Below are 20,794 nucleotides of genomic sequence, written 5' to 3' on the forward strand. Positions count from 1 at the left end.
TGATTTCGGGACACGGCGAAGTTATTCCCTCGTCGATTGACTGTGATTTCATTCCTTTCGTTTATTCAAACCCCTAATTTCTTCAAACCTTAAGTTTCTCCTTTCACGTTTTATGTCTTGCCGCTTGACTCATGGGGGCTTGAGGCGCAAACTTCCAAAACTGTCAACAATTCCTGACACTTTACATCGAGTTTAAATGCTGAGTAATGTGACAGTGTATTGCTGCAATTTTTCTCATCAACATGGTCGATTTCGAAACGTTGGAATCTTCGACCGTACTGCTAGCAGGACATCACCGTGAGACTACAGGTCTTTTGCGAAGATCGACTTGGCTTAACCCGTGAGTTACTCGACATTCTGGCTCGACGCAGCATTGATCTGCGTGGCATAGAAATCGATCAAGTCGGTATCATTTACCTAAATTGCCCTGAAATCGAATTTGAGGAATTTCGACAGTTGATGTCGGAAATTCGTTTGATCAGTGGCGTTACTGATGTCAGGAAAATTCAATTTCTCCCCGCAGAGCGAGAACATCGCGAACTTCGAGCATTACTTGAAACGCTCAGCGATCCCGTATTTTCCGTGAGTTTGAACGGTAAGGTCGATTTGGCAAACAAAGCCGCTTTTCGACTGATGGATACGGAAGAATCACAGTTGATCGGTGAAGCCGCGAATAATCTCTTCCCTGATTTCAACTTCACGCATTGGCTAGAGCGAGATAACGCGAGTCAGGTGTGTCGTCAGGTCGTGATATCTGGCATGGACTACTTGATGGAAGTGATGCCCGTGTATGTCACGGACAGTGAAGACAAAGACTTGCTTGCCAGTGCCGTTATCCAGCTTAAACAAGTCTCGATGAGTCACCTGCCTACAACCTTGTATCGCACGCAGGGTGAGCATGGTTTTGAGCATCTTGTTGGCCAGTCGAGCAAATTCCGTGCGCTTGTCAATCAAGCGAAAAAGTTCGCACTGCTAGATGCCCCGTTGTTGATCCAAGGTGAAACGGGAACGGGTAAAGAGTTGCTGGCAAAAGCGTGTCATCAACGTTCGCATCGTGCGGATAATCCATTTTTGCTCGTGAACTGCGTCTCAATGCCAGACGACGCCGCTGAAACCGAACTGTTTGGTTGCGCACCGGGTATTGACCATGATGGTAAAAAAGGCCAGTTCGAGCAGGCTGACGGCGGGACAGTGTTCTTGTACGAAGTGGGAGAAATGAGCCCGCATTTGCAGATCAAGCTACTTCGATTTATGCAAGATGGTACTTTCCGCCGCGTCGGAGAAGAGCGTGAAATCAAAGTCGACGTTCGTGTGATTTGCTCCACGCAGAAGAATCTCGCAGAGCGTGTGTCAGCAGGGCAGTTTAGAGAAGATTTGTATTATCGACTCAACGTATTGTCACTCACTGTCCCTTCACTGCGCGAACGTCCATCGGATGTTCAGCCGTTGGCAGAGTTGTTCCTTAACCAATTTTCTGCGGAGTTGAGTCAAGAGAAACCGATGCTTCAGCAGGGTGTGCCTGAATTTCTCACCCAGTATTCTTGGCCGGGAAATGTCCGACAGCTTCGTAATGTCTTGTTCCGCGCAATGACACAGATTGAAGACGGTTGTTTGACCAAAGAGGACATTCAGCTGCCAGAAACCGAACAAGCTGCATTCCTTACTGAAGAAACCATGGAAGGCTCATTGGATGACATCATGAAGCGTTATGAGTCTGGCATTTTGTCGAACTTGTATCGCAGCTATCCATCGACACGTAAGCTTGCAAAACGTTTGAATGTCTCGCATACCGCGGTGGCAAACAAATTGCGTGAATACGCAATCGGCAAAAAGTAATCGTAAAAAAGCGGCTAACCTAGGTTGCCGCTTCTTCCAATTGCAATAGCTTTTGTTTTACCTCAACGCCGTAGCGATACCCTGTGAGTTTGCCATTACTGCCTATCACCCGATGGCAAGGCACAATAAACGGAATAGGATTGACGTTACTTGCCATTCCTACAGCGCGACAGGCTAGGGGGTTTCCAATGGCTTCTGCAATCTGGCTATATGTTCGTGTTTCGCCATAGGGGATGTCGCGGATGGCTTGCCAGACTTGGTGTTGAAACTCAGTGCCATGAGGGGCGAGGGTGACATCGAATTGGGTGCGATCGCCAGTCAGAAATTCGAGCAACTGGTTTCGATATGTTGCGATCTTTGATTTGGAGTGTTTCCACTCTAGGCTCTGTTCAAAGGGATGATGAAGACACAACGAAAGTTGTCTAAGTCCTGATTCATCCGCCAACATATGTATTTTCCCCAGCGGGGAATCAAAGCTATCGTAGTACATAAGACCAGTCCAAAAGGTAGACAGGAGGCAAGTTGTCAATCGAGATTATAAACCCTTTCCCTAGTTTAAACGTCGACAATCTTGTTATTCGAGCGATTCAAAAGGCTGATGTCGCAAGAGTGGTTCGATATTTTCAGGTCAATCGTACTTTCTTGACTCCGTGGGAGCCGCTAAGGCCGGATGGTTTTTTTACCTACGAAGGATGGGAAAGGCGTGTTATTCAGCTTACCGAGCTTCAACGACATGGTCTGGCGTACTATTTCCTGATCTTCGAACAAGGAAGTGAAGAGATAGCGGGAGTTATTACCTATAACAACATCATGCAGTTTCCTTTCCATGCCTGCAATGTTGGGTATTCGTTGGCAGAAGCTTCTCAAGGTAAGGGCTTAATGAGGCGTTCACTAAAAGTGACCAACCAATGGCTGTTCGATAACTTAAATCTTCATCGCATTATGGCTTCCTATATGCCTCGTAATACACGTAGCGAAGCGGTCCTCTTAGAAGCAGGTTTCGTAAAAGAAGGGGAAGCGAAAGACTATCTACTGATTAATGGTCAGTGGGAAGACCATATCTTAACCTCTGTAATCAATCCGCACTGGGTGGCATCTATCAATGAGTGATATTTCCTTCGTCGAAAGGGCGCTCAAACAATCATAACCAGAAATAACAAAGCCCCTTATGAGCAGGGGCTTTGTGTTATGGCGATGCCAGCATCGCCATTTGAAGGCAGTTATCTGATAACTGTCATTTGAGAGCTGCTATCAGGTCACGGTGATCAAACGCATAGTATTGGTCGCGCCAACATAACCCATCACATCACCTTGCGTGAAAATCACCACGTCCCACGGCTGCAGATGGCCTTGTTCTTTGAGTAAGGTGATCGCTCGGTGTGCCACATCGGGGCCGGCACCAGTGTCACTTTGGAAATAGACAGGTGTAACACCACGATAAAGAGCAGCTCGACGCAATGTTGCTTCGTGTTGTGACAGAGCAAAAATTGGTTTGCCCGAACTGATGCGTGACATCATCAGTGCTGTTTTACCGGATTCCGTTAACGACACCATGGCTTTGACTTTTGGCATGTGGTTTGCCGCATACATGCTCGCCATGGATACCGTTTCTTCAATCAACTCGAACTCTTTGTTGAGTCGGTGATTAGAGACGTTGATGGATGGCATTTTCTCGGCACCAATACACACTTCAGCCATCGCTTTGACCGTCTCAAGCGGGTAATCACCTGCAGCGGTTTCTGCTGACAACATGACGGCATCAGTACCATCAAGTACGGCATTTGCAACGTCCATGACTTCCGCACGTGTTGGCATCGGCGCTTTGATCATCGATTCCATCATTTGCGTGGCTGTTATCACGCAGCGATTAAGGGCACGAGCACGGCGGATGAGTTTTTTCTGCACCCCAACTAATTCAGGGTCACCAATTTCTACCCCGAGGTCGCCACGTGCCACCATCACTACATCAGACGCTTCAATAATGTCATCGATGTTTTCGTCTGTCGCGACTGTTTCTGCACGCTCTACTTTAGCGACTAAACGGGCATCTAAGCCTGCATCACGCGCCAATGAGCGGGCAAGGCGCATATCTTCGCCATTGCGAGGGAAAGATATCGCAAGGTAATCCACGCCGATTTTCGCTGCGGTCAGGATGTCTTGCTTGTCTTTGTCTGTCAGTGCGGGTGCAGAAAGGCCGCCGCCCTTTTTGTTGATGCCTTTGTTGTTCGACAGTGGACCACCGACTGTCACGTCAGTATGAACACAGGTGCCTTCAACTGAAATGACCTTAAGTTGCACGCGACCATCGTCGAGCAACAAGATATCGTCTGGCCCCACATCTTTAGGTAAATCTTTGTAGTCGAGGCCAACTCGGTCTTTATTGCCCTTGCCTACAGGTAAATCACTATCGAGGATAAAGCGGTCACCCACCGCGAGGTTGATTTTGCCGTCAGCGAAAGTAGAAACGCGAATTTTGGGGCCTTGTAGGTCACCGAGAATACCAACGTGTGTACCGAGCTTGGCTGCAATTTCACGTACTTGATCAGCGCGTTTAATATGGTCTTCTGCGCTGCCATGCGAGAAGTTCATTCGTACCACGTTTGCACCACTGGCAATGAGCTGTTCGAGTACTCCTTCTTTATCAGTAGCAGGGCCTAATGTTGTTACGATTTTTGTTCGTCGCATTGGGTCAGTCATGAAAGTCCCCTGAGAATATGATGTTTGTTATTCACGGTCGGTGAGTAATTGATATTTTGATTAGTAGAGTAAGTGTAGTTGAGAGAGCGGGAGAGAAAGAAAAAGGGCAGACTTTCTGCCTACCCTTTCAATTACCTATGTCTATTTAGGTCAGTGCTTCTTTGTTGAAGCGAGAATCTTTAATCGCGTCTTTAACACGTTTCAGGTTCTCTCTGAACCCTGGTCCACGTCGTAAAGTGAAGCCTGTGGCCAGTACATCAATCACGGTCATTTGCACAACTCGGCTTGCCATTGGCATATAGATGTCAGTGTCTTCTGGTACATCAAGCGTGATCGTTAGTGAGCATACTCTATCTAGCGGCGAGCCTTTTTCGGTAATGCCGATAACCGTCGCACCGTTTTCTTTTGCCAATGTCGCTACGTCAACCAAGGATTTGGTTCGGCCCGTATGGGAAATCACGACAACAACATCACCATCACTGCAGTTAATGCAACTCATGCGCTGCATAACAATGTCATTAAAACAGACAATTGGGATGTTAAAACGGAAGAACTTGTTCTGTGCATCGTGAGCGACAGAAGCAGATGCCCCTAAACCGAAAAATGAGATTTTTTTTGCTTGAGTGAGCAAGTCGACGGCGCGATTGATTTGTAGAGTATCGATGCTGTTTTTAGCAACATCCAAACACGCCATGGTGGATTCGAAAATCTTCGCCGTGTAAGCATCAGCGCTGTCGTGTTCTTCGACGTTACGGTTAACATATGGCGTACCGTTAGCGAGGCTTTGTGCGAGGTGAAGTTTAAAGTCTGGAAATCCTTTTGTGTCTAAGCGACGACAAAAGCGGTTAACAGTAGGCTCACTCACGTCTGCCATCTTTGCCAAGGTAGCAATACTTGAATGGATGGCTGTCTGAGGTGAAGCGATAATAACTTCTGCTACCTTTCGTTCAGACTTACTAAAATTTTCAATATTCTTTTGTATTTTTTCTAGCGTGTTCATTCAGATTACCGCTTGGCTTCCGATGTCTAAATTATCAGTAGGGCATGTCGACATAGCTAGTCGGCTCTTACTGACCTCATGGGTACAAATAACTCTAAGCTCAACAATGTTATAGTTGAGTCTAACGGGTGAATTCTCTTTATGACATTTTAACCAAGAATTGCCTGTAAAAAATTTGTATTCATTCACGCTTTTAGTTGCTTAATTACACCAAAGCGGAGCTTTTTTTCAGCAATCGTGCGCTAGATTCCGATCTTGTGGCACGCATTCGTTGATTTTGTCGTGCATATGAAAATAGGTTACAAGGAACTTTCGATGTCGAAACCATATAAAACAGTATCAGTATGCGGGTGTGGATGGCTGGGGTTAGCGTTGGCTGAAAATCTTGCCAATAACGGATTTGGCGTAAGTGGTTCAAAGCGAACTGACGCGGCAGCGAGAGCGTTATCTCATCAGGGAATTCAAGGTGTGGTTTACGACATCTATGACGATAACACGGAGGATGAGGCATCTTCACTGTTTTCGAATGATGTGTTTGTCGCCAATATTCCGCCCGGTAGACAAACGTTCGAGCGCGAAAAGTTCGTGACCGCAATGAAAACCTTGGTGGACCGCGCGAAAGCGGGAGGCACGAAGCAATTTATTTTCATCAGTACCACATCTGTTTATGGCAGTGCGATGGGTAAAATTGTCGAGAGCACCTTGTGTGAGCCTGATACGGAATCCGGTAAAGCACACCATGACATTGAACGCTATGTGCTGGCGCAATTTCCAGATGGTGGTGTCGTACTTAGGTTCTCAGGGTTAGTGGGAGACACACGCCACCCAGCGAAACACATGGCAGGTCGCACTGGCATAGCAAACGGACATGACCCAGTGAATTTGATTCATCGTGAAGATTGTATTCAGGCCATTTCAGCCATTATTCATCAGCAAAGCGGTGGAGAAACTTTCCACCTAAGTGCATTAGCTCATCCTTCTCGTCGAGAGTTTTATCGCTGGGCGGCAGGAGAAATGGGTTTAGTTCAACCTGAGTTCATTGAAGATGGTGGGGAAGGTAAGTGGATATCCCCTGACTATACGGTGCAGCATTTGGGGTTGAGTTTACGTTATTCGTCGCCCTATGACATGCCACTGCCTGAGCTGATTTAACGTACGTCGCTTGTCATTGCGGGTAAAAAAGCGCAGAAAAAAACCCGCTTCCAAGGAAGCGGGCAACAAAAAATTTGAAACAGGAGTAAGAAAAAGCAGCAGTATCTAGTGATAAGTTAGAATTCATGTTTGGCGGCCAGCGTTACATTCAAAGGCACTTATCATCTATCTACATGTATTGAGACGCCCCTCATTTGAATTAGTTCAAAATAAAGTGAATTTTTTTCGTATTTTTTTTCGCTCCCCATTTTTACTTCTCCGATCGGTTGCTGGCGTCATGTTACTCGTCAAACAAGTGGTCATAGTCAACCGACAAGTCGAAAAAAAGCCCGCTATCAATATCTGATACGGGCTCTAGAAGATCTAAAATTCTAAAAAAAAGCAGTGGCATTATATGTGACCTGCGCTTTCTCGTTTTGTTCCCATTAACGGCACTTTAATTCTTATAAATGAGCAAAAAAACATTAGCAAAGCCATTAACTTTTTGAATTTGTGTGAGTAATTTTTTTTGTTTCGAATGTGGTACGTGAAGGCGTCACAAGAGTAAATGTTTTGGGCTTGTTATTAATGCTAACGAGATGTAAAGTTAAACAGTTGTTTAATACAGGTGAATGAATATGGCAGGGAAAGGTGAAACCAAGAGCAAAATTCTTGACGCGGCTGAGCAGCTGTTTGCCGAGCATGGCTTCAAAGATACCTCTCTTCGCACGATAACGAGTAAAGCGGGGGTGAACCTCGCATCTGTCAATTATCACTTTGGCGATAAAAAATCGCTGGTTCGTGCTGTGCTTGCGCGATACCTAGAAGAGTTTATGCCTCAGCTCGAGCGGGAACTGCAAACACTGCTGGTGAAAGACAATATCTCGATGGAAGACGTGTTTACCTGCACGAAGCAACCCTTGTTAGGGCTCGACACTTTCCGTCGCCGCGGCGCTTCTGTGTTTATGCAGTTGATAGGCCGAGGCTATACCGATGTGCAAGGCCACTTACGCTGGTTTATTACAACGCGCTACGACAGTGTGTTGAAGCTGTTTACCCAAGCGGTGGTGAAAGCGAACCCCTCACTCAAACCGGAACATGTGTTCTGGCGACTTCACTTTACCCTTGGCGCAGTGATTTTCACCATGGCATCCAATGTCGCGCTAGGGGAAATTGCTGAAAACGATTTTGGACACAATGTTTCAACCGAAGACATTGTTGACAGACTCATTCCTTACTTGGCAGCGGGCGTAGATGCACCTGTGAGTAATGATTTATCTCTTGTATCAAGCGATTCGTCGCGTAGTGCAAGCTAAAACTATAAAAATAAAAAACATTAACGTCTGACGAAACAAAAGGATCTGAATCATGAGCTCTCAACCATCGCTAAGAAGACGCTATTTGAGCGACCCTGCGTTTAAGTTCTTCAAAAAAGTACTTCCACCGTTGTCGATTACAGAACGTGAAGCAATGGAAGCTGGCAGTGTTTGGTGGGACGGCGAATTGTTCGCTGGTAATCCAGACTGGGGTACCTTGCTGCACTACCCTAAACCTCGATTGTCGGACGACGAGCAGGCGTTCATTGATAACCAATTGGAAACCTTGCTGGCGATGTTGAATGACTTTGAGGTCGTTCAAGAACGAAAAGATCTGCCTCCAGAAGTGTGGGAATACCTCAAACGAGAAAAATTCTTCTCGTTGATCATTCCGAAAGAGTTTGGTGGGCTGGCATTTTCGGCTTACGCGAACTCAACCATTGTTTCACGCATTGCGACACGTAGCCTAAGTGCAGCGGTAACCGTCATGGTGCCGAATTCTTTAGGTCCCGGAGAGCTTCTTACTCACTATGGTACTGAAGCGCAAAAAGATTATTGGCTGCCACGTTTAGCCAATGGGGATGATGTACCATGTTTTGCATTGACTGGCCCAGAAGCAGGCTCTGATGCTGGCTCTATCCCTGATAAGGGCGTGGTTTGCATGGGTAAGTTCAATGGCGAAGAGGTGCTGGGTATTCGCTTGTCGTGGAACAAGCGCTACATAACGCTAGCACCTGTTGCCACCGTATTGGGTTTGGCATTCAAGCTTGATGATCCTGATGGCCTCATTGGTGATACAGAGAATTTAGGGATTACGTGTGCGTTGATCCCAACAGATCATGAAGGCGTTGAAATCGGCGAGCGTCACAACCCGCTAGGTTTGTCATTCATGAACGGCCCGACACGTGGTGAAGATGTCTTCATCCCAATGGATTGGGTTATTGGTGGACAAGATTACGTGGGCAAAGGCTGGCGCATGCTGGTGGAATGTCTGTCGGCAGGGCGTGGTATTTCATTGCCAGCGCTTGGTACAGCGGTGGGCCACTTAGCAGCACGCACGACTGGAGCCTACTCGTACGTACGTAAACAATTTGGCATGCACATCGGTAAATTTGAAGGCGTTGCTGAAGCGTTAGGGCGTATCGGTGGTCACACCTACATGTTAGAAGCGGCACGAACGCTAACTACCACCTCGCTCGACATGAAAGAGAAACCGGGTATTGTCACGGCGATTGCCAAATATCACATGACTGAACTGGCGCGTACCATCTTGAATGACTCGATGGATATCCATGCGGGACGTGCAATTCAGCTGGGGCCATTGAACTACATTGGTCACCATTACTTCGGCATGCCTGTGGCTATAACGGTAGAAGGTGCAAATATCCTGACGCGAAACCTGATGATCTTTGGTCAGGGCGCGACACGATGCCACCCGTACGTGCTTCAGGAAATGGAAGCGGCAGCGAACACCGATGATGCAAAAGGTGCGCAAGAGTTTGATGGTTTGCTCATGAAGCATATCGGCTTTGCATCGAAAAATGTCTTGATGGCGTTCACCAATGCCTTTACTCGTTCGCGCTTAAACCGTTCACCGGTGTCAGGCGAAACAGCAGATTACTACCGTCAACTGTCGCGCATGAGCCGAGCGTTAGCGGTAACCGCAGATGTCTCTATGCTGTCGCTCGGCGGCGAGTTAAAACGTCGTGAAATGTTGTCTGCTCGTTTGGGGGATGTGCTGAGTCATCTCTACTTGGCATCAGCAGTCTTGAAACGTTATGAAGACGAAGGCCGCCAGCAAACAGATTTACCTTTCGTTCACTATTCGTTGCAGCACTGCTTACATCAATGTGCGATAGCCTTTGATGGTGCGTTCAACAACTTCCCGCGTAAGGGCGTTGGTCGTACATTGAAAACGCTGTTATTCCCGATTGGCCTGCATTTTGATGCCCCTTCAGATGCTATCAGCAATCAAATTGCGGATTTGTTGATGACACCAGGCGCACATCGCGAGCGTTTAACGCACCTTTGTTATGTAGGAACAAAAGAAGACGACCCTGTCGCCATCATGGAACGCGCATTTGAAGCGATGGTGGCTATTAAGCCACTAGAGAAGAAAATGGCCGTGGCTGCTAAGCAAGGGCAAATTCCTGCGAAGGGCATATTGGGCGACAGGCTTGAAAAAGCCCTAGAACTGAATGTATTGACACAAGAGGAAGTCGACAAAATCAAGCAAGCTGACGCATTGCGTTCGAAAGCGATTCAGGTTGATAACTTCGAACCATCTTGGTTTGTTGATACAAGTAAGCAACCTGCGAAAAGTGGCAAGAAAGGAAAAGCCGCGTAACTCGTAGCGAGATCTTATCGACAAAAACGCCGCAATTGCGGCGTTTTTTTACGTTAACACCTCCAACCACTGACTGAAACGCGCCTTTTGCGACAAAAACGAGTGCGAAAACAAGATGAAGTATTTATCCTAAGCCCAACTTTGAAAGGAACATTAAATATGATCATCAAACCGAAAATTCGCGGATTTATCTGTACGACCACTCATCCAGTAGGATGTGAGGCCAACGTAAAAGAGCAAATCGAATACACCAAGGCTCAAGGTCCAATTGCAAATGCACCAAAACGTGTGCTCGTAGTCGGTTCATCTAGTGGCTATGGCCTGTCATCGCGCATTGCAGCAGCGTTTGGCGGTGGTGCAGCGACCATCGGTGTGTTTTTCGAAAAACCGGGCACAGAGAGAAAGCCAGGTACTGCAGGTTGGTACAACACTGCTGCATTCGACAAACTAGCGAAAGAAGAAGGCCTCTATTCTAAGAGCTTGAATGGCGACGCGTTCTCTGACGAAGCGAAAAAGAAAACCATCGCACTGATCAAAGAAGAGCTCGGTCAGATCGATATGGTGGTTTACTCACTGGCATCACCAGTACGTAAGTTGCCAAAAACGGGCGAAGTGGTGCGTTCATCGCTGAAGCCAATTGGTGAGGTGTATACCTCAACAGCGGTTGACACCAACAAAGATGAAATCATCTCTGCAAGTGTTGACCCTGCTACTGATGAAGAAATCAAAGACACCATCACCGTTATGGGTGGAGAAGATTGGGAACTTTGGATTCAAGCCCTTTCTGATGCCGGCGTATTGGCTGATGGTTGTAAAACTGTCGCATACAGCTACATCGGTACCGAGCTGACTTGGCCAATCTACTGGGATGGCGCTTTGGGCCGTGCCAAGATGGATCTAGATCGTGCTGCATCAGCATTAAACGACAAGCTTTCTGCTACAGGTGGAACGGCTAACGTTGCAGTACTAAAGAGTGTTGTGACACAAGCGTCTTCTGCGATTCCAGTGATGCCTCTATACATCGCCATGGTATTCAAGAAAATGCGTGAAGAAGGCGTGCACGAAGGCTGTATGGAACAGATTTACCGCATGTTCAGCCAGCGCCTATACAAAGCCGATGGCTCGGTTGCAGAAGTGGACGACAAAAATCGTCTACGTTTGGACGATTGGGAACTGCGTGACGACATTCAACAGTACTGTCGTGAGCTATGGCCTCAAATCACCACAGATAACCTGAAAGAGCTGACTGACTACGTTGAGTACAAAGAAGAGTTCTTGAAGCTGTTTGGTTTCGGTATTGACGGTGTTGATTACGACGCAGACGTTAACACTGAGATTGATTTTGACGTTCAAGCCATCTAACAGTAACGGATAAACCGTTAGCTTGTTATTGAAAAGCCAGCAAAACCTTGCTGGCTTTTTTGTATCTCGAATACAGAGAGCGTGTTCTATAAGGGCTGTGAGAAAAATTTCCAGAGCTTTTTGCTAAAAATTTGATCAATGTGGCTGATATTTATCATATTTGCTCAATAAGAAAGCAAACGAACTAAAACCCTTAAATTAATGCGTGACAGCCTCATAAAGTTAGGTAGAATGCGGCACATACCAACGAGGAAGGCAACTTCCCCAGTGAGTATGAACCCCTAGGGGTTGGGAAACAAAGGCGCGTTGGCAGAGTGGCTATGCAGCGGATTGCAAATCCGTGTACCTCGGTTCGACTCCGGGACGCGCCTCCATTTGCGACACTAGCTCAGCTGGTAGAGCGCAACCTTGCCAAGGTTGAGGTCACGAGTTCGAACCTCGTGTGTCGCTCCAAATTTTGTCTTCTGATACGTCGGGAGATAAAGCTCTGAAGAAGAGTAAGTTTACGCCGTACTTTGAACGGTTAATCGGACGCGGGATGGAGCAGTCTGGTAGCTCGTCGGGCTCATAACCCGAAGGTCGTTGGTTCAAATCCGGCTCCCGCAACCACATTTTATTAATCGTTGAAAAACGATTAATACTGCGACACTAGCTCAGCTGGTAGAGCGCAACCTTGCCAAGGTTGAGGTCACGAGTTCGAACCTCGTGTGTCGCTCCAAATTTTGACTTTCGATTCATCGGAAGTAAGTATGTAGAAATACATACGACGATGGTGCCTATCATCGCAATCAAGAATTGCGTGCCCTGGTGGTGGAATTGGTAGACACAAGGGATTTAAAATCCCTCGACGTTCGCGTTGTGCCGGTTCAAGTCCGGCCCGGGGCACCATCTTTAAGAAAGCTCACCGAAAGGTGGGCTTTTTTTTCGTCTGTATATTTTGTTCTAAGCCTCTAAGCCCTTTTAAGTGCAGCCGCCGGACGAAGTAAGAAATATGGCTGTTATGTCTATTTACAAATCTATCCCCGCATCTACATCTTTAAAGACTTTACCTAGTCCTCGAATGAATAATGATACAGATCTAAATGGAAGATTAACTATCACTTCTAATACGTCATACCATGAAGTCTCATTGTCATGTTTTGGGGGCCACAAATAATGCGAGCAGACAAATCCAGCAGCACTTACAAAAAACAGCAACCAATCAAAACTGTAAACAATCAGGTCAACAATGAAGTATGCGCTTATTATGAATATCGAAACTGATAGAAAAACCCGAAAATTATTCATAATCCCTAGTCCACGCAATGTCACGATAATGGGCACTTCCTTGCCCAAGAGAACCAGCTTAATCGATTATAGAGTAGGGTGCAAAGCAGTTAGGAAGGAATGGAAAATTGATTGATTACTCAGTGACAAGAGCTTTGGCTCGGGTCAAACCCGCATTGTTTTCTGAGTGGTATTTGTATCCAACATCTTGCTTTATGCGCAAACAACGTACCTCTAATTCTCTAAACATCTAGGCCGCTGAGTTACGGCAAAATACATTCGTAAAAGCTATATTTAACCGCGAAAATAACCCTTGAGTTGGTAGTGGAAACGGTGCGTTAACATATTGAATTAAATGATTATTCTTGCACTCAATCGCATAACTGTGAGCCCTTCTAAAATTATTAAACGCCATGTCGAAAAATAGCTGCTAAAAATCACGTTAATCTATTGATAGCCTTGTTGGTTGTTCTATTAATTTATAGCTTGAATTTAATCGCAAAGCACTTAGCTAAAAATGCTATTCGCCAATAAATAATGTGTATTGAAGGAAAACTATGAAGAAGTCCGCTGTCAGTTTATTGATCTCTGCCGCTCTGTTGTCCCCTGTAACTCTTGCTGATGCGCCAAACACTGATCTTCAATTAATGCCTTACCCAAGCTCGGTCTCTCTCCAAGAAGGCAACACCGAGATTAACCAAGATTTTTCTTTGTTCATTTCAGGTTATAGCTCCGAGCGTGTTGAAAAGCTGAGTCAACGCATTATTGATCGTGTGCAAAAACAAACAGGTTTGCTACTCAACAATCCGATTGCAGACAAACAATCAGATGCAACCCTAGTGATTGATATAAAAGCGGCATCAACGTCTTTGGTACAGACTATTGATACCGATGAGTCTTACAAAATCACTAGCAAAAATGGACAGATCACGCTTTCCTCGGCGTATCCAGACGGCGCAATTGATGGCGCAGAAACCTTCTTGCAATTGATAACGACCGATGCAAACTCAACCTACGTACCGAACGTAATAATCGACGATGAGCCACGCTTCAAACACCGTGGCTTGTTGATCGACTCATCGCGACATTTTGTTGAGCTTGAAACCATCAAGCGTCAAATAGACGGCATGGCATCGGCGAAGTTGAACGTACTCCACTGGCACCTTACGGATGACCAAGGCTGGCGCATCGAATCAAAAGCCTATCCATTGCTTCAAGAAACATCGCTTGGTGGGCAGTTCTATACACAGGAAGAACTTAAAGACGTGGTAGCGTATGCACGCGATCGCGGTATTCGAGTTATCCCTGAAATCAACCTGCCATCGCACGCCAGCCAAATTGTAAAGGCGTACCCTAACCTCGGTTCAGGTGATGCATCAACTTATGAGGGCACTGCGGAGTGGGGTGTGTTCCCACCGCTACTCGACCCAACTAATCCAGATGTATTTACCTTTGTTGATGCAATTGTGTCAGAGATGGCAGCCATTTTCCCTGACAAATCCCTGCACATTGGGGGTGATGAACCCTTGTATGGTGAATGGGAGAAGAACGCAAAAATTCAAGCGTACATGAAGGAACAAGGCATCAAAGACCCTCGAGCCTTACAAGCTTACTTCAATGCCAAAGTTCAAGAAATCCTAGCAAAATACGACAAAGACATGAGCGGTTGGGATGAAATATTCCACCCTGATTTGCCAAAGACAATCACAATCCAATCCTGGCGTGGGCATGAATCTCTCGCGGATGCTGCAAAAGAAGGCTACACAGGCATTCTTTCCACGGGTTACTACATTGACCAACCTCAGCCAACGAGCTACCACTACCGTAACGACCCAATGCCGTCAGGATTGACCGTTGATGACGCTCTGCACAGCGGCGAGACGTTCGAAACCTACACGTGGAGCAAACCACGTGGTAAAGGATCTGACCGAACCGGAACCCTGACCATTATCACTGACAAAAACGGTCAAGCGCGTGCATTCACTGATTACGCAGGCAAACCTCGTGCTGAAGTGGTTGTCACGGAATACGAAGCAGGCAAACGTTTCGTCGGTCATTTCGACAACTTCATGTCTTACACCAATTTCGTGTTAGACATGGAGAACGGAAAGATTGAGGGTGACACCTCATATCAAGTTATTGGTAACGTTCGTTGGCCAACCTTTGGCGATAAGACTGCGGGTACCGATATGGCAGGAACCGTTATTCCAGACAACATCAAACCCTTCGCACTTCCTAAGAACCTAGAAACGCAAATTTTGGGTGGTGAGATGACACTTTGGGCCGAAAACGTAACTGACGAAACACTGTCAGTACGTTTGTACCCACGTGCCTACGCGATTGCAGAACGCCTATGGTCACCAAAAGAGCTCACAGACGAAGATTCTATGTACGAACGCATGCAATCTGTATCTGCGTGGGCTACGGTCTCTGTTGGCTTAGATCATGAAACCACGCCATATACTATGCGAGTTCGATTGGCGGGTACCACCGATGTAACCGCGCTAAACACCTTGGCCACGTATATTGAACCCGCTCAGTATTACGCGCGTAACTGGATCAAATTCAACAATGGTGTTTATCATCAATTCGAACGTTTGAATCGCTATGTTGATACCTTACCAGTCGAGTCTTACCGTATACGCGACATGGAAAAACTGGCTCTGTCTAACGAAGAAAAAGACATCCTCACACTCCAAGGTGACTTTTATAACATTATCGCCAATCACAATGCGGTGGTTAGCCTAATGGCAAACAATCACGCCATGAAGGATTCTATCCCGGTTGCTGAACACGCATTCGCGATGGCGAAATTAGGAAACCTATTGATTTCAAAAAAACTCAGCAATGAAACCCTAAGTCGCGCGGAGTTCACGAAATACGCGAAGCAGATTTCTGACTCTGCACAACCGCAAGATGAAATCATCGTTGCCTTGGTGAGACCGGTAGAAGTGCTTCTTCAATCGTTGAAAAAATAACAGTTCCAATACGCCCGTAGATTTCAAATACCAAAGCCTAGGGGATTCCTAGGCTTTTCTGTCTTGTTGTTTTTTTGAAAGGGTAATTTTAGTCGCCTTAATAAAAGCGCAGTGATGACAATGCTTTGAATACATGAAATGGCGAATCATCTTGGGTGTAGGTTCCTCTGCTTGACTATGAAAGCAGAAATCTAATATGCAGGTCGCAACTTAACCAAAAGTAACCTTTTGGCACTGGATTAACTGTTAGGGAAACCAATAGTCTACTCAATGCACAAATTTACGCTGATTAAGGTTTTAAGTTGGACTATTTTTGCTTTGAAAAAATCAATAACTTGCCGGCACCCATGCACTTGGATTTTGACAATGAGGGAGTTGCACAACAAATTGGTAAAAACTTAGTTCGATATCGGCGTACTACAGGTGCGAAACAGCAATCAATGGCAGATGCCTTTGGTGTGTCAATTGCACAATACCGAAAGTATGAGAAAGGTGTTGATGTTGCAAAAATGCATTCAGTAGCGAGATGGTCAATTGTGACAGGTTCTCCGAACAATTTACTGTTGTGTGGTACTGAATATTCACCGTATCTAAATATATCCTCATCGTGTTGGGAAATGGCTCCGTTTTATTGCACGGTTTCTCATGCTAGCGATGCCACCTTCAATTCGCTGTGTCTGCTCAGTCAAGAGATCACGAAGAGCACGATCACACCCATTGTGAGTTCGGGATTAGTCCCCGATTTAAGTGATGTACTCCTTGATATTGAACTTAACTACTACGTTAAAGTGGCAAAAAACATGATGTTAATTCGTGACCACTTGGGGCTGTCTCAAGAGAGACTGGCTGAGTTTCTCGGTATATCTGATAAGACGTATCGACAGTATGAAAAACCGTGCAATCATCCTCGAATACCATTCACCTTTTTTGCCCGTTCTCATGCCGCCTTACAATTGGATAATCGTTGGTCTGAAACTGGTACATCAGATTTTTCTATATTCAATCGCCGTAGAAACAATCGACTCTCAATGTTATCTCCGATTATACGTGGGGCTAACGAAGCTCAGAAAGCATCGCTATCTCAGATGTTCAATGCTGTATCTCAAGAGTTGATTGAGATACAGCTTGAAAAAGAGTTAGCAAACTATCAGTCCATGGGGACTTCTTTATAGCCTGAACAATGACAGGCTAGGCGAACACTTGGGGTTGGTTTTTCCAGTGACCATTTCGCCAACGTGTTAAGCATATTGCACACCGGAGATACTCGTCCACGAGCAAAGCTAACCAAACGCCGATCAAGCCATAATCGAGTACGATGGCAAAGAAATAAACCATGGGTAAACAGAGTAACCACATACTGGTAATGGATAGTCCAACTGGGTACTTAGCATCACCAGAAACAACGAGACTGTTAACGACGACCATATTTATAGCGCCTGCAGGATGGCGAAGTAGATCAATTGCTAGCAAAGTAGCACCTAAAGCCAAGATGTTGGGATCTTGGGTGAAGATGAGAAATGCGTAATCGGACAACATCCAGATGATGAAGAGCATGAAGCTGCTACCAGCGACGCTAAGAGTAATACTTTGATTTATCTGATTTTTGATCTTCTCAAGTTCACCTGAACCCAAAAGGTGAGAGATGATAATTCGGTTCCCCACGCCAATTGATTGGGAAAATATAATGGGAATCAAAATCAAGTTAAGAGTGTAGATTCTTGTCGAGATAGCCAATGCACCAAGTGAAATGACGGTGATCGTAATAAAAAATCTATTAAGCTCATAAGACATAGGCTCCATTGTGGCTGGGACACCTATATTTAACACTTGTGATAAATAAGATTTGAAATCTTTAAAGCTGCCAGAAAAGTCAAATTTGATTTTCTTCTTTATGTGAACAAAGTAGATAACAATGACTAATCCGGTAAAATATGAAAGGGCTGAGGCCAATGCCACACATTCAACACCACTAAATCCTATGTTTAATCCACCGAAGAGAAAGAGCGTATTAAGCCCAATGTTAACGGCGTTGGCAACTAGCGTTGATTGCATGTTCAGCTTTGTCCAGCCATTTACATTTAAAATACTACCGTAGCCTATTTGGATGGACTTAATTAATAGTGCAGGTGTGAAAATAAGTAAGTAGGCGGATGTGAGATCATTCATCTCGCTACTCAACCCCATCATTGTGCCTATTTCATTATGGAGTAATAAGTATGCGATCATAACTGTTAGGCCAATGAAAAAATTGAATATAACAGTGTATAGATAGTTCTTTGCTAACTTGTCATGTATTTTTGCACCTAGCATTCGCCCAAGAACGCCTGTGGTGCCGATGGATAATGAATGCAATATAACAATAGGGATGACTACAACTGGCATCAATGTTCCAATTGCAGCGGCAGACTGTTCGGATATTTTATTCAAAAAAAGTATGTCTGTGAAGTTAATTAAATATGTTAATAGAACTTCCAAAAAGATAGGCCATGTGATTTTTATTAGCCCCATACTGACAGCTTCAGTATTTTTTGACTCGTCTAACGTCTTGTCGGTCATAGTCTATCCATGATGTGTTGAGTAATCGTTTCACAAACTGAGTGTGTACTATAGCTTCGTTGTGTGTGACCTATGTTGGATTCCCTATTTCTTACTATATCAAGCCAATGTTCAACCATTGAGTGAAACCCTTTTGTATATAGCGTATCACTCCAATCAGAAGATCTAATTATCTGCTCTGTCCCATTGATGCAGTAGACCCCTTGGGTGAAATTGTTAAATAGATAGCTTTCATTTATAAGAGAAAGCTCAACGGACTCACATGTCTTTCCATATTCTCTATTCATGCTGGCGGTCAAAATCTTCCCTGATTGTTTCCAATCCACATTGATGGTGGACAATTTACTCCCTTTCCCAATGAAGTTTATGTTTATGTCTACATCTGAAAGTTCACCATCAATGTTGACTGAATCAATAACATGAATAAAATCATTGAAAATGTAATCTCTCGGCATTGCAACTAAATTGACTCTGTTTTTTTTCCAGTGAATGCTTCTTAGATCGTTTGAATGAATGGCTTCATTCCAAATTGGTATATATCTTCGGTTAAATCCTACAAATAGCGGGGTATTCTTTTGTTCTGATAACTCGGACAGTTCACGAAATTCGTGAAAAGTCATTGCTCCAGGCTTATCAACAAAAACAGGGATGCCTAACTTTAAAAAGTAACTAGCGATTGTGTGATGTGATTCACTAGAGGTATGGATCATGACACCGTCAGGATTTAGCTCTTTCAAACTGAAAATATTGGTACAGCCTTGTTTTATTTGGTATCTATGGCAATGATTCTTTAAAACTTGTATGTTTCGTGAGCATAAAATAAGTTCAATATTGGGCGTTTGCGACAGAATTGGTAAGTAAGCTTTAGATGCAATATCCCCTAGGCCAATGAGTGCTATTTTCATATTATTCTCTCTCGGTACATGAATGCAGCACGATGACTGCACTCATAAAAGTAGGTGACTACCAGCGTTTGACCCCAAGTAGCTTTTCCCCAAGAGAGCTTAACTTGGCTCTGTTATATGGTTCAGGATCGAGTTGCCCATTCAAGTTTCTATGACATTCAGGGGCTCTCATTTTCATGAAGCAGTCTATTCTTTCATCGCGACTTTGCTCTACTTCTGTTGGTATTGAGTCAATATCATCAGCACGAAACATAGTGATAAATTGAACAAAACGAGGCATATGGTAGTGATTGCTTACACACCCGTGTGGCAGGCGTGCATCCCAGATAATTAAACTACCTGCAGGAGCATCAATAGTAATAATATCCTTCTCCGTGAATTCCATGACATCACGTAGAAATAAACCTTTTGAACCAAATTTTTCTAGTGCATTCGCGTGCTCGAATTTACCATCTCTTATTTTCTTATAAACGCTAGGGACACATGCAAATGCACCCTGGTTTTGATGTGTATCAGTAAGGTATATGAGGCCTTGATATAAGTTTTTATTTCGTAGACGGAAGTCATAGTCCCAATGCATGGGATTTTCATCGTTACCATATGCTTCTAAATCATATCTGCATGGAGGTCTGAATGAGGCTCTGTCCATTGTAACCCAAAGTTCATCTTCATCAAGGAGATGACGAAAAGTATTATATATCTTAGGATGTTGCCTTATGTCCCAAAATGCGGGGTGTTGATGTAAAGGTACCAATCCAATAGAATTTAGAGGTCGCTCTTTGTACCATGAACTTGGCTCTATGCGGGAGATGTCTAAGAATTCACAAATTGCATCAACAGAGCTATTGCAAAGATTTGTTGGGGCAGCATCTTCAATGATGACATACCCATTTTTTTCTAAGAATTCCTTTTTTTCATTGGATAAAATACTTTCAAAATTATTGCTTTCTGATAAATACGGTTGCTTTTCTACAACGCTTTTATATTGGCTAATCATTTCCACTGTACAACCTAACCTTTAAAAATCAGGTTGTATAATATGCGGGAAAATTGCGCTTAAACAGGTGCGAAAGTATTAACTTTTATAGAGAAAATTACTATTTATCTTCAGTGTCATGCTTAGTTCGTAGATTCTGAACTCACCCTTGGCTTGATGTTGCCCCGAAAAGTAGGGTCGCCTTCCTAACGCTTCTCCCAGCCATGCTCTCGCGTCGATGAACCCTGGAATGAAGAAGTATCAATGGGTTGCTTTGCGAGAGTCATAAGCTGTAGCCAAAGCACCGGCGATACTCATCAAGAAAACTGCTCCCGAAAGTGCACCTTGTTGCTTTTATGTGTATTTTTTTTGCTCTTGGTTACAAAATTCACTTGTGTTCAAAAAGTAGCTTTGTTATTTTTCG

The 20,794-nt window shown here is 44.7% G+C and carries 14 protein-coding genes and 5 tRNA genes; 13 read left to right on the forward strand and 6 right to left on the reverse strand.

Going from position 1 to position 20,794, the window contains the following annotated elements; genetic code table 11:
• Positions 1-297 precede the first annotated feature (297 nt).
• On the forward strand, positions 298-1,836 hold the full coding sequence (tyrR, locus tag LRP50_RS17020) for a transcriptional regulator TyrR (protein ID WP_274165662.1): 1,539 nt from the start codon (positions 298-300) through the stop codon (positions 1,834-1,836).
• Positions 1,837-1,855: 19 nt separating this feature from the next.
• Here the strand turns inward: tyrR and LRP50_RS17025 are convergent, their stop codons facing one another.
• Entirely contained in the window at positions 1,856-2,326 is a 471-nt protein-coding gene (locus tag LRP50_RS17025; RefSeq protein ID WP_274165663.1) for a methylated-DNA--[protein]-cysteine S-methyltransferase, read from the reverse strand.
• A gap of 32 nt (positions 2,327-2,358) precedes the next feature.
• On the opposite strand from LRP50_RS17025, the gene rimJ reads away from it, so the two are divergent.
• Positions 2,359-2,946 (forward strand): ribosomal protein S5-alanine N-acetyltransferase, encoded by a 588-nt coding sequence (gene rimJ, locus LRP50_RS17030; RefSeq protein WP_274165664.1) that lies wholly within the window; start codon positions 2,359-2,361, stop codon positions 2,944-2,946.
• 141 nt (positions 2,947-3,087) lie between these two features.
• Here the strand turns inward: rimJ and pyk are convergent, their stop codons facing one another.
• Positions 3,088-4,533, reverse strand: a complete 1,446-nt coding sequence (gene pyk / locus LRP50_RS17035) for a pyruvate kinase (RefSeq protein ID WP_274165665.1) — start codon at positions 4,531-4,533, stop codon at positions 3,088-3,090.
• Between the two features lie 145 nt (positions 4,534-4,678).
• Positions 4,679-5,533 carry a MurR/RpiR family transcriptional regulator gene (locus LRP50_RS17040; RefSeq protein WP_274165666.1) on the reverse strand — a complete coding sequence of 285 codons (855 nt, stop codon included), beginning with the start codon at positions 5,531-5,533 and terminating at the stop codon, positions 4,679-4,681.
• 315 nt (positions 5,534-5,848) lie between these two features.
• Between LRP50_RS17040 and LRP50_RS17045 the strand changes: the two genes are divergently transcribed.
• The 11 genes from LRP50_RS17045 to LRP50_RS17095 all read left to right on the forward strand — a co-directional run bounded on the left by LRP50_RS17045 (position 5,849) and on the right by LRP50_RS17095 (position 17,105).
• Positions 5,849-6,685 carry an NAD(P)H-binding protein gene (locus LRP50_RS17045; protein ID WP_274165667.1) on the forward strand — a complete coding sequence of 279 codons (837 nt, stop codon included), beginning with the start codon at positions 5,849-5,851 and terminating at the stop codon, positions 6,683-6,685.
• Between the two features lie 617 nt (positions 6,686-7,302).
• The gene (gene psrA, locus LRP50_RS17050; RefSeq protein WP_274165668.1) at positions 7,303-7,980 is read left to right on the forward strand and encodes a TetR family transcriptional repressor PsrA; all 678 of its coding nucleotides are present in this window, start codon (positions 7,303-7,305) and stop codon (positions 7,978-7,980) included.
• A gap of 52 nt (positions 7,981-8,032) precedes the next feature.
• A complete protein-coding gene (locus tag LRP50_RS17055) occupies positions 8,033-10,327 on the forward strand; it encodes an acyl-CoA dehydrogenase (RefSeq protein ID WP_274165669.1) in 2,295 nt (764 codons plus the stop codon).
• Between the two features lie 159 nt (positions 10,328-10,486).
• Positions 10,487-11,689, forward strand: coding sequence for an enoyl-ACP reductase FabV (gene fabV, locus LRP50_RS17060; protein WP_274165670.1), 1,203 nt, complete (start codon positions 10,487-10,489; stop codon positions 11,687-11,689).
• Between the two features lie 300 nt (positions 11,690-11,989).
• Positions 11,990-12,063 (forward strand) — tRNA-Cys (locus LRP50_RS17065).
• A gap of 3 nt (positions 12,064-12,066) precedes the next feature.
• Positions 12,067-12,142 (forward strand) — tRNA-Gly (locus LRP50_RS17070).
• Positions 12,143-12,221: 79 nt separating this feature from the next.
• Positions 12,222-12,298 (forward strand) — tRNA-Met (locus LRP50_RS17075).
• Between the two features lie 33 nt (positions 12,299-12,331).
• Positions 12,332-12,407 (forward strand) — tRNA-Gly (locus LRP50_RS17080).
• Between the two features lie 83 nt (positions 12,408-12,490).
• A tRNA-Leu gene (locus tag LRP50_RS17085) sits at positions 12,491-12,577 on the forward strand.
• A gap of 935 nt (positions 12,578-13,512) precedes the next feature.
• Positions 13,513-15,933, forward strand: a complete 2,421-nt coding sequence (locus tag LRP50_RS17090) for a family 20 glycosylhydrolase (protein ID WP_274165671.1) — start codon at positions 13,513-13,515, stop codon at positions 15,931-15,933.
• Between the two features lie 353 nt (positions 15,934-16,286).
• The gene (locus tag LRP50_RS17095; RefSeq protein WP_274165672.1) at positions 16,287-17,105 is read left to right on the forward strand and encodes a helix-turn-helix transcriptional regulator; all 819 of its coding nucleotides are present in this window, start codon (positions 16,287-16,289) and stop codon (positions 17,103-17,105) included.
• A gap of 16 nt (positions 17,106-17,121) precedes the next feature.
• Here the strand turns inward: LRP50_RS17095 and LRP50_RS17100 are convergent, their stop codons facing one another.
• From LRP50_RS17100 to LRP50_RS17110, 3 genes are read right to left on the reverse strand one after another with little or no spacing between them, the layout of a single operon-like run.
• The gene (locus LRP50_RS17100) at positions 17,122-18,489 is read right to left on the reverse strand and encodes an MATE family efflux transporter (RefSeq protein ID WP_274165673.1); all 1,368 of its coding nucleotides are present in this window, start codon (positions 18,487-18,489) and stop codon (positions 17,122-17,124) included.
• Entirely contained in the window at positions 18,486-19,394 is a 909-nt protein-coding gene (locus LRP50_RS17105; protein ID WP_274165674.1) for a Gfo/Idh/MocA family protein, read from the reverse strand. The genes LRP50_RS17100 and LRP50_RS17105 overlap by 4 nt, the downstream gene beginning before the upstream one ends.
• Positions 19,395-19,452: 58 nt before the next feature.
• Positions 19,453-20,391 carry a phytanoyl-CoA dioxygenase family protein gene (locus tag LRP50_RS17110; protein WP_274165707.1) on the reverse strand — a complete coding sequence of 313 codons (939 nt, stop codon included), beginning with the start codon at positions 20,389-20,391 and terminating at the stop codon, positions 19,453-19,455.
• Positions 20,392-20,794 lie beyond the last annotated feature (403 nt).

The sequence above is a fragment of the Enterovibrio gelatinilyticus genome, assembly GCF_028683095.1.
Taxonomy (GTDB): Bacteria; Pseudomonadota; Gammaproteobacteria; order Enterobacterales; family Vibrionaceae; genus Enterovibrio; species Enterovibrio gelatinilyticus.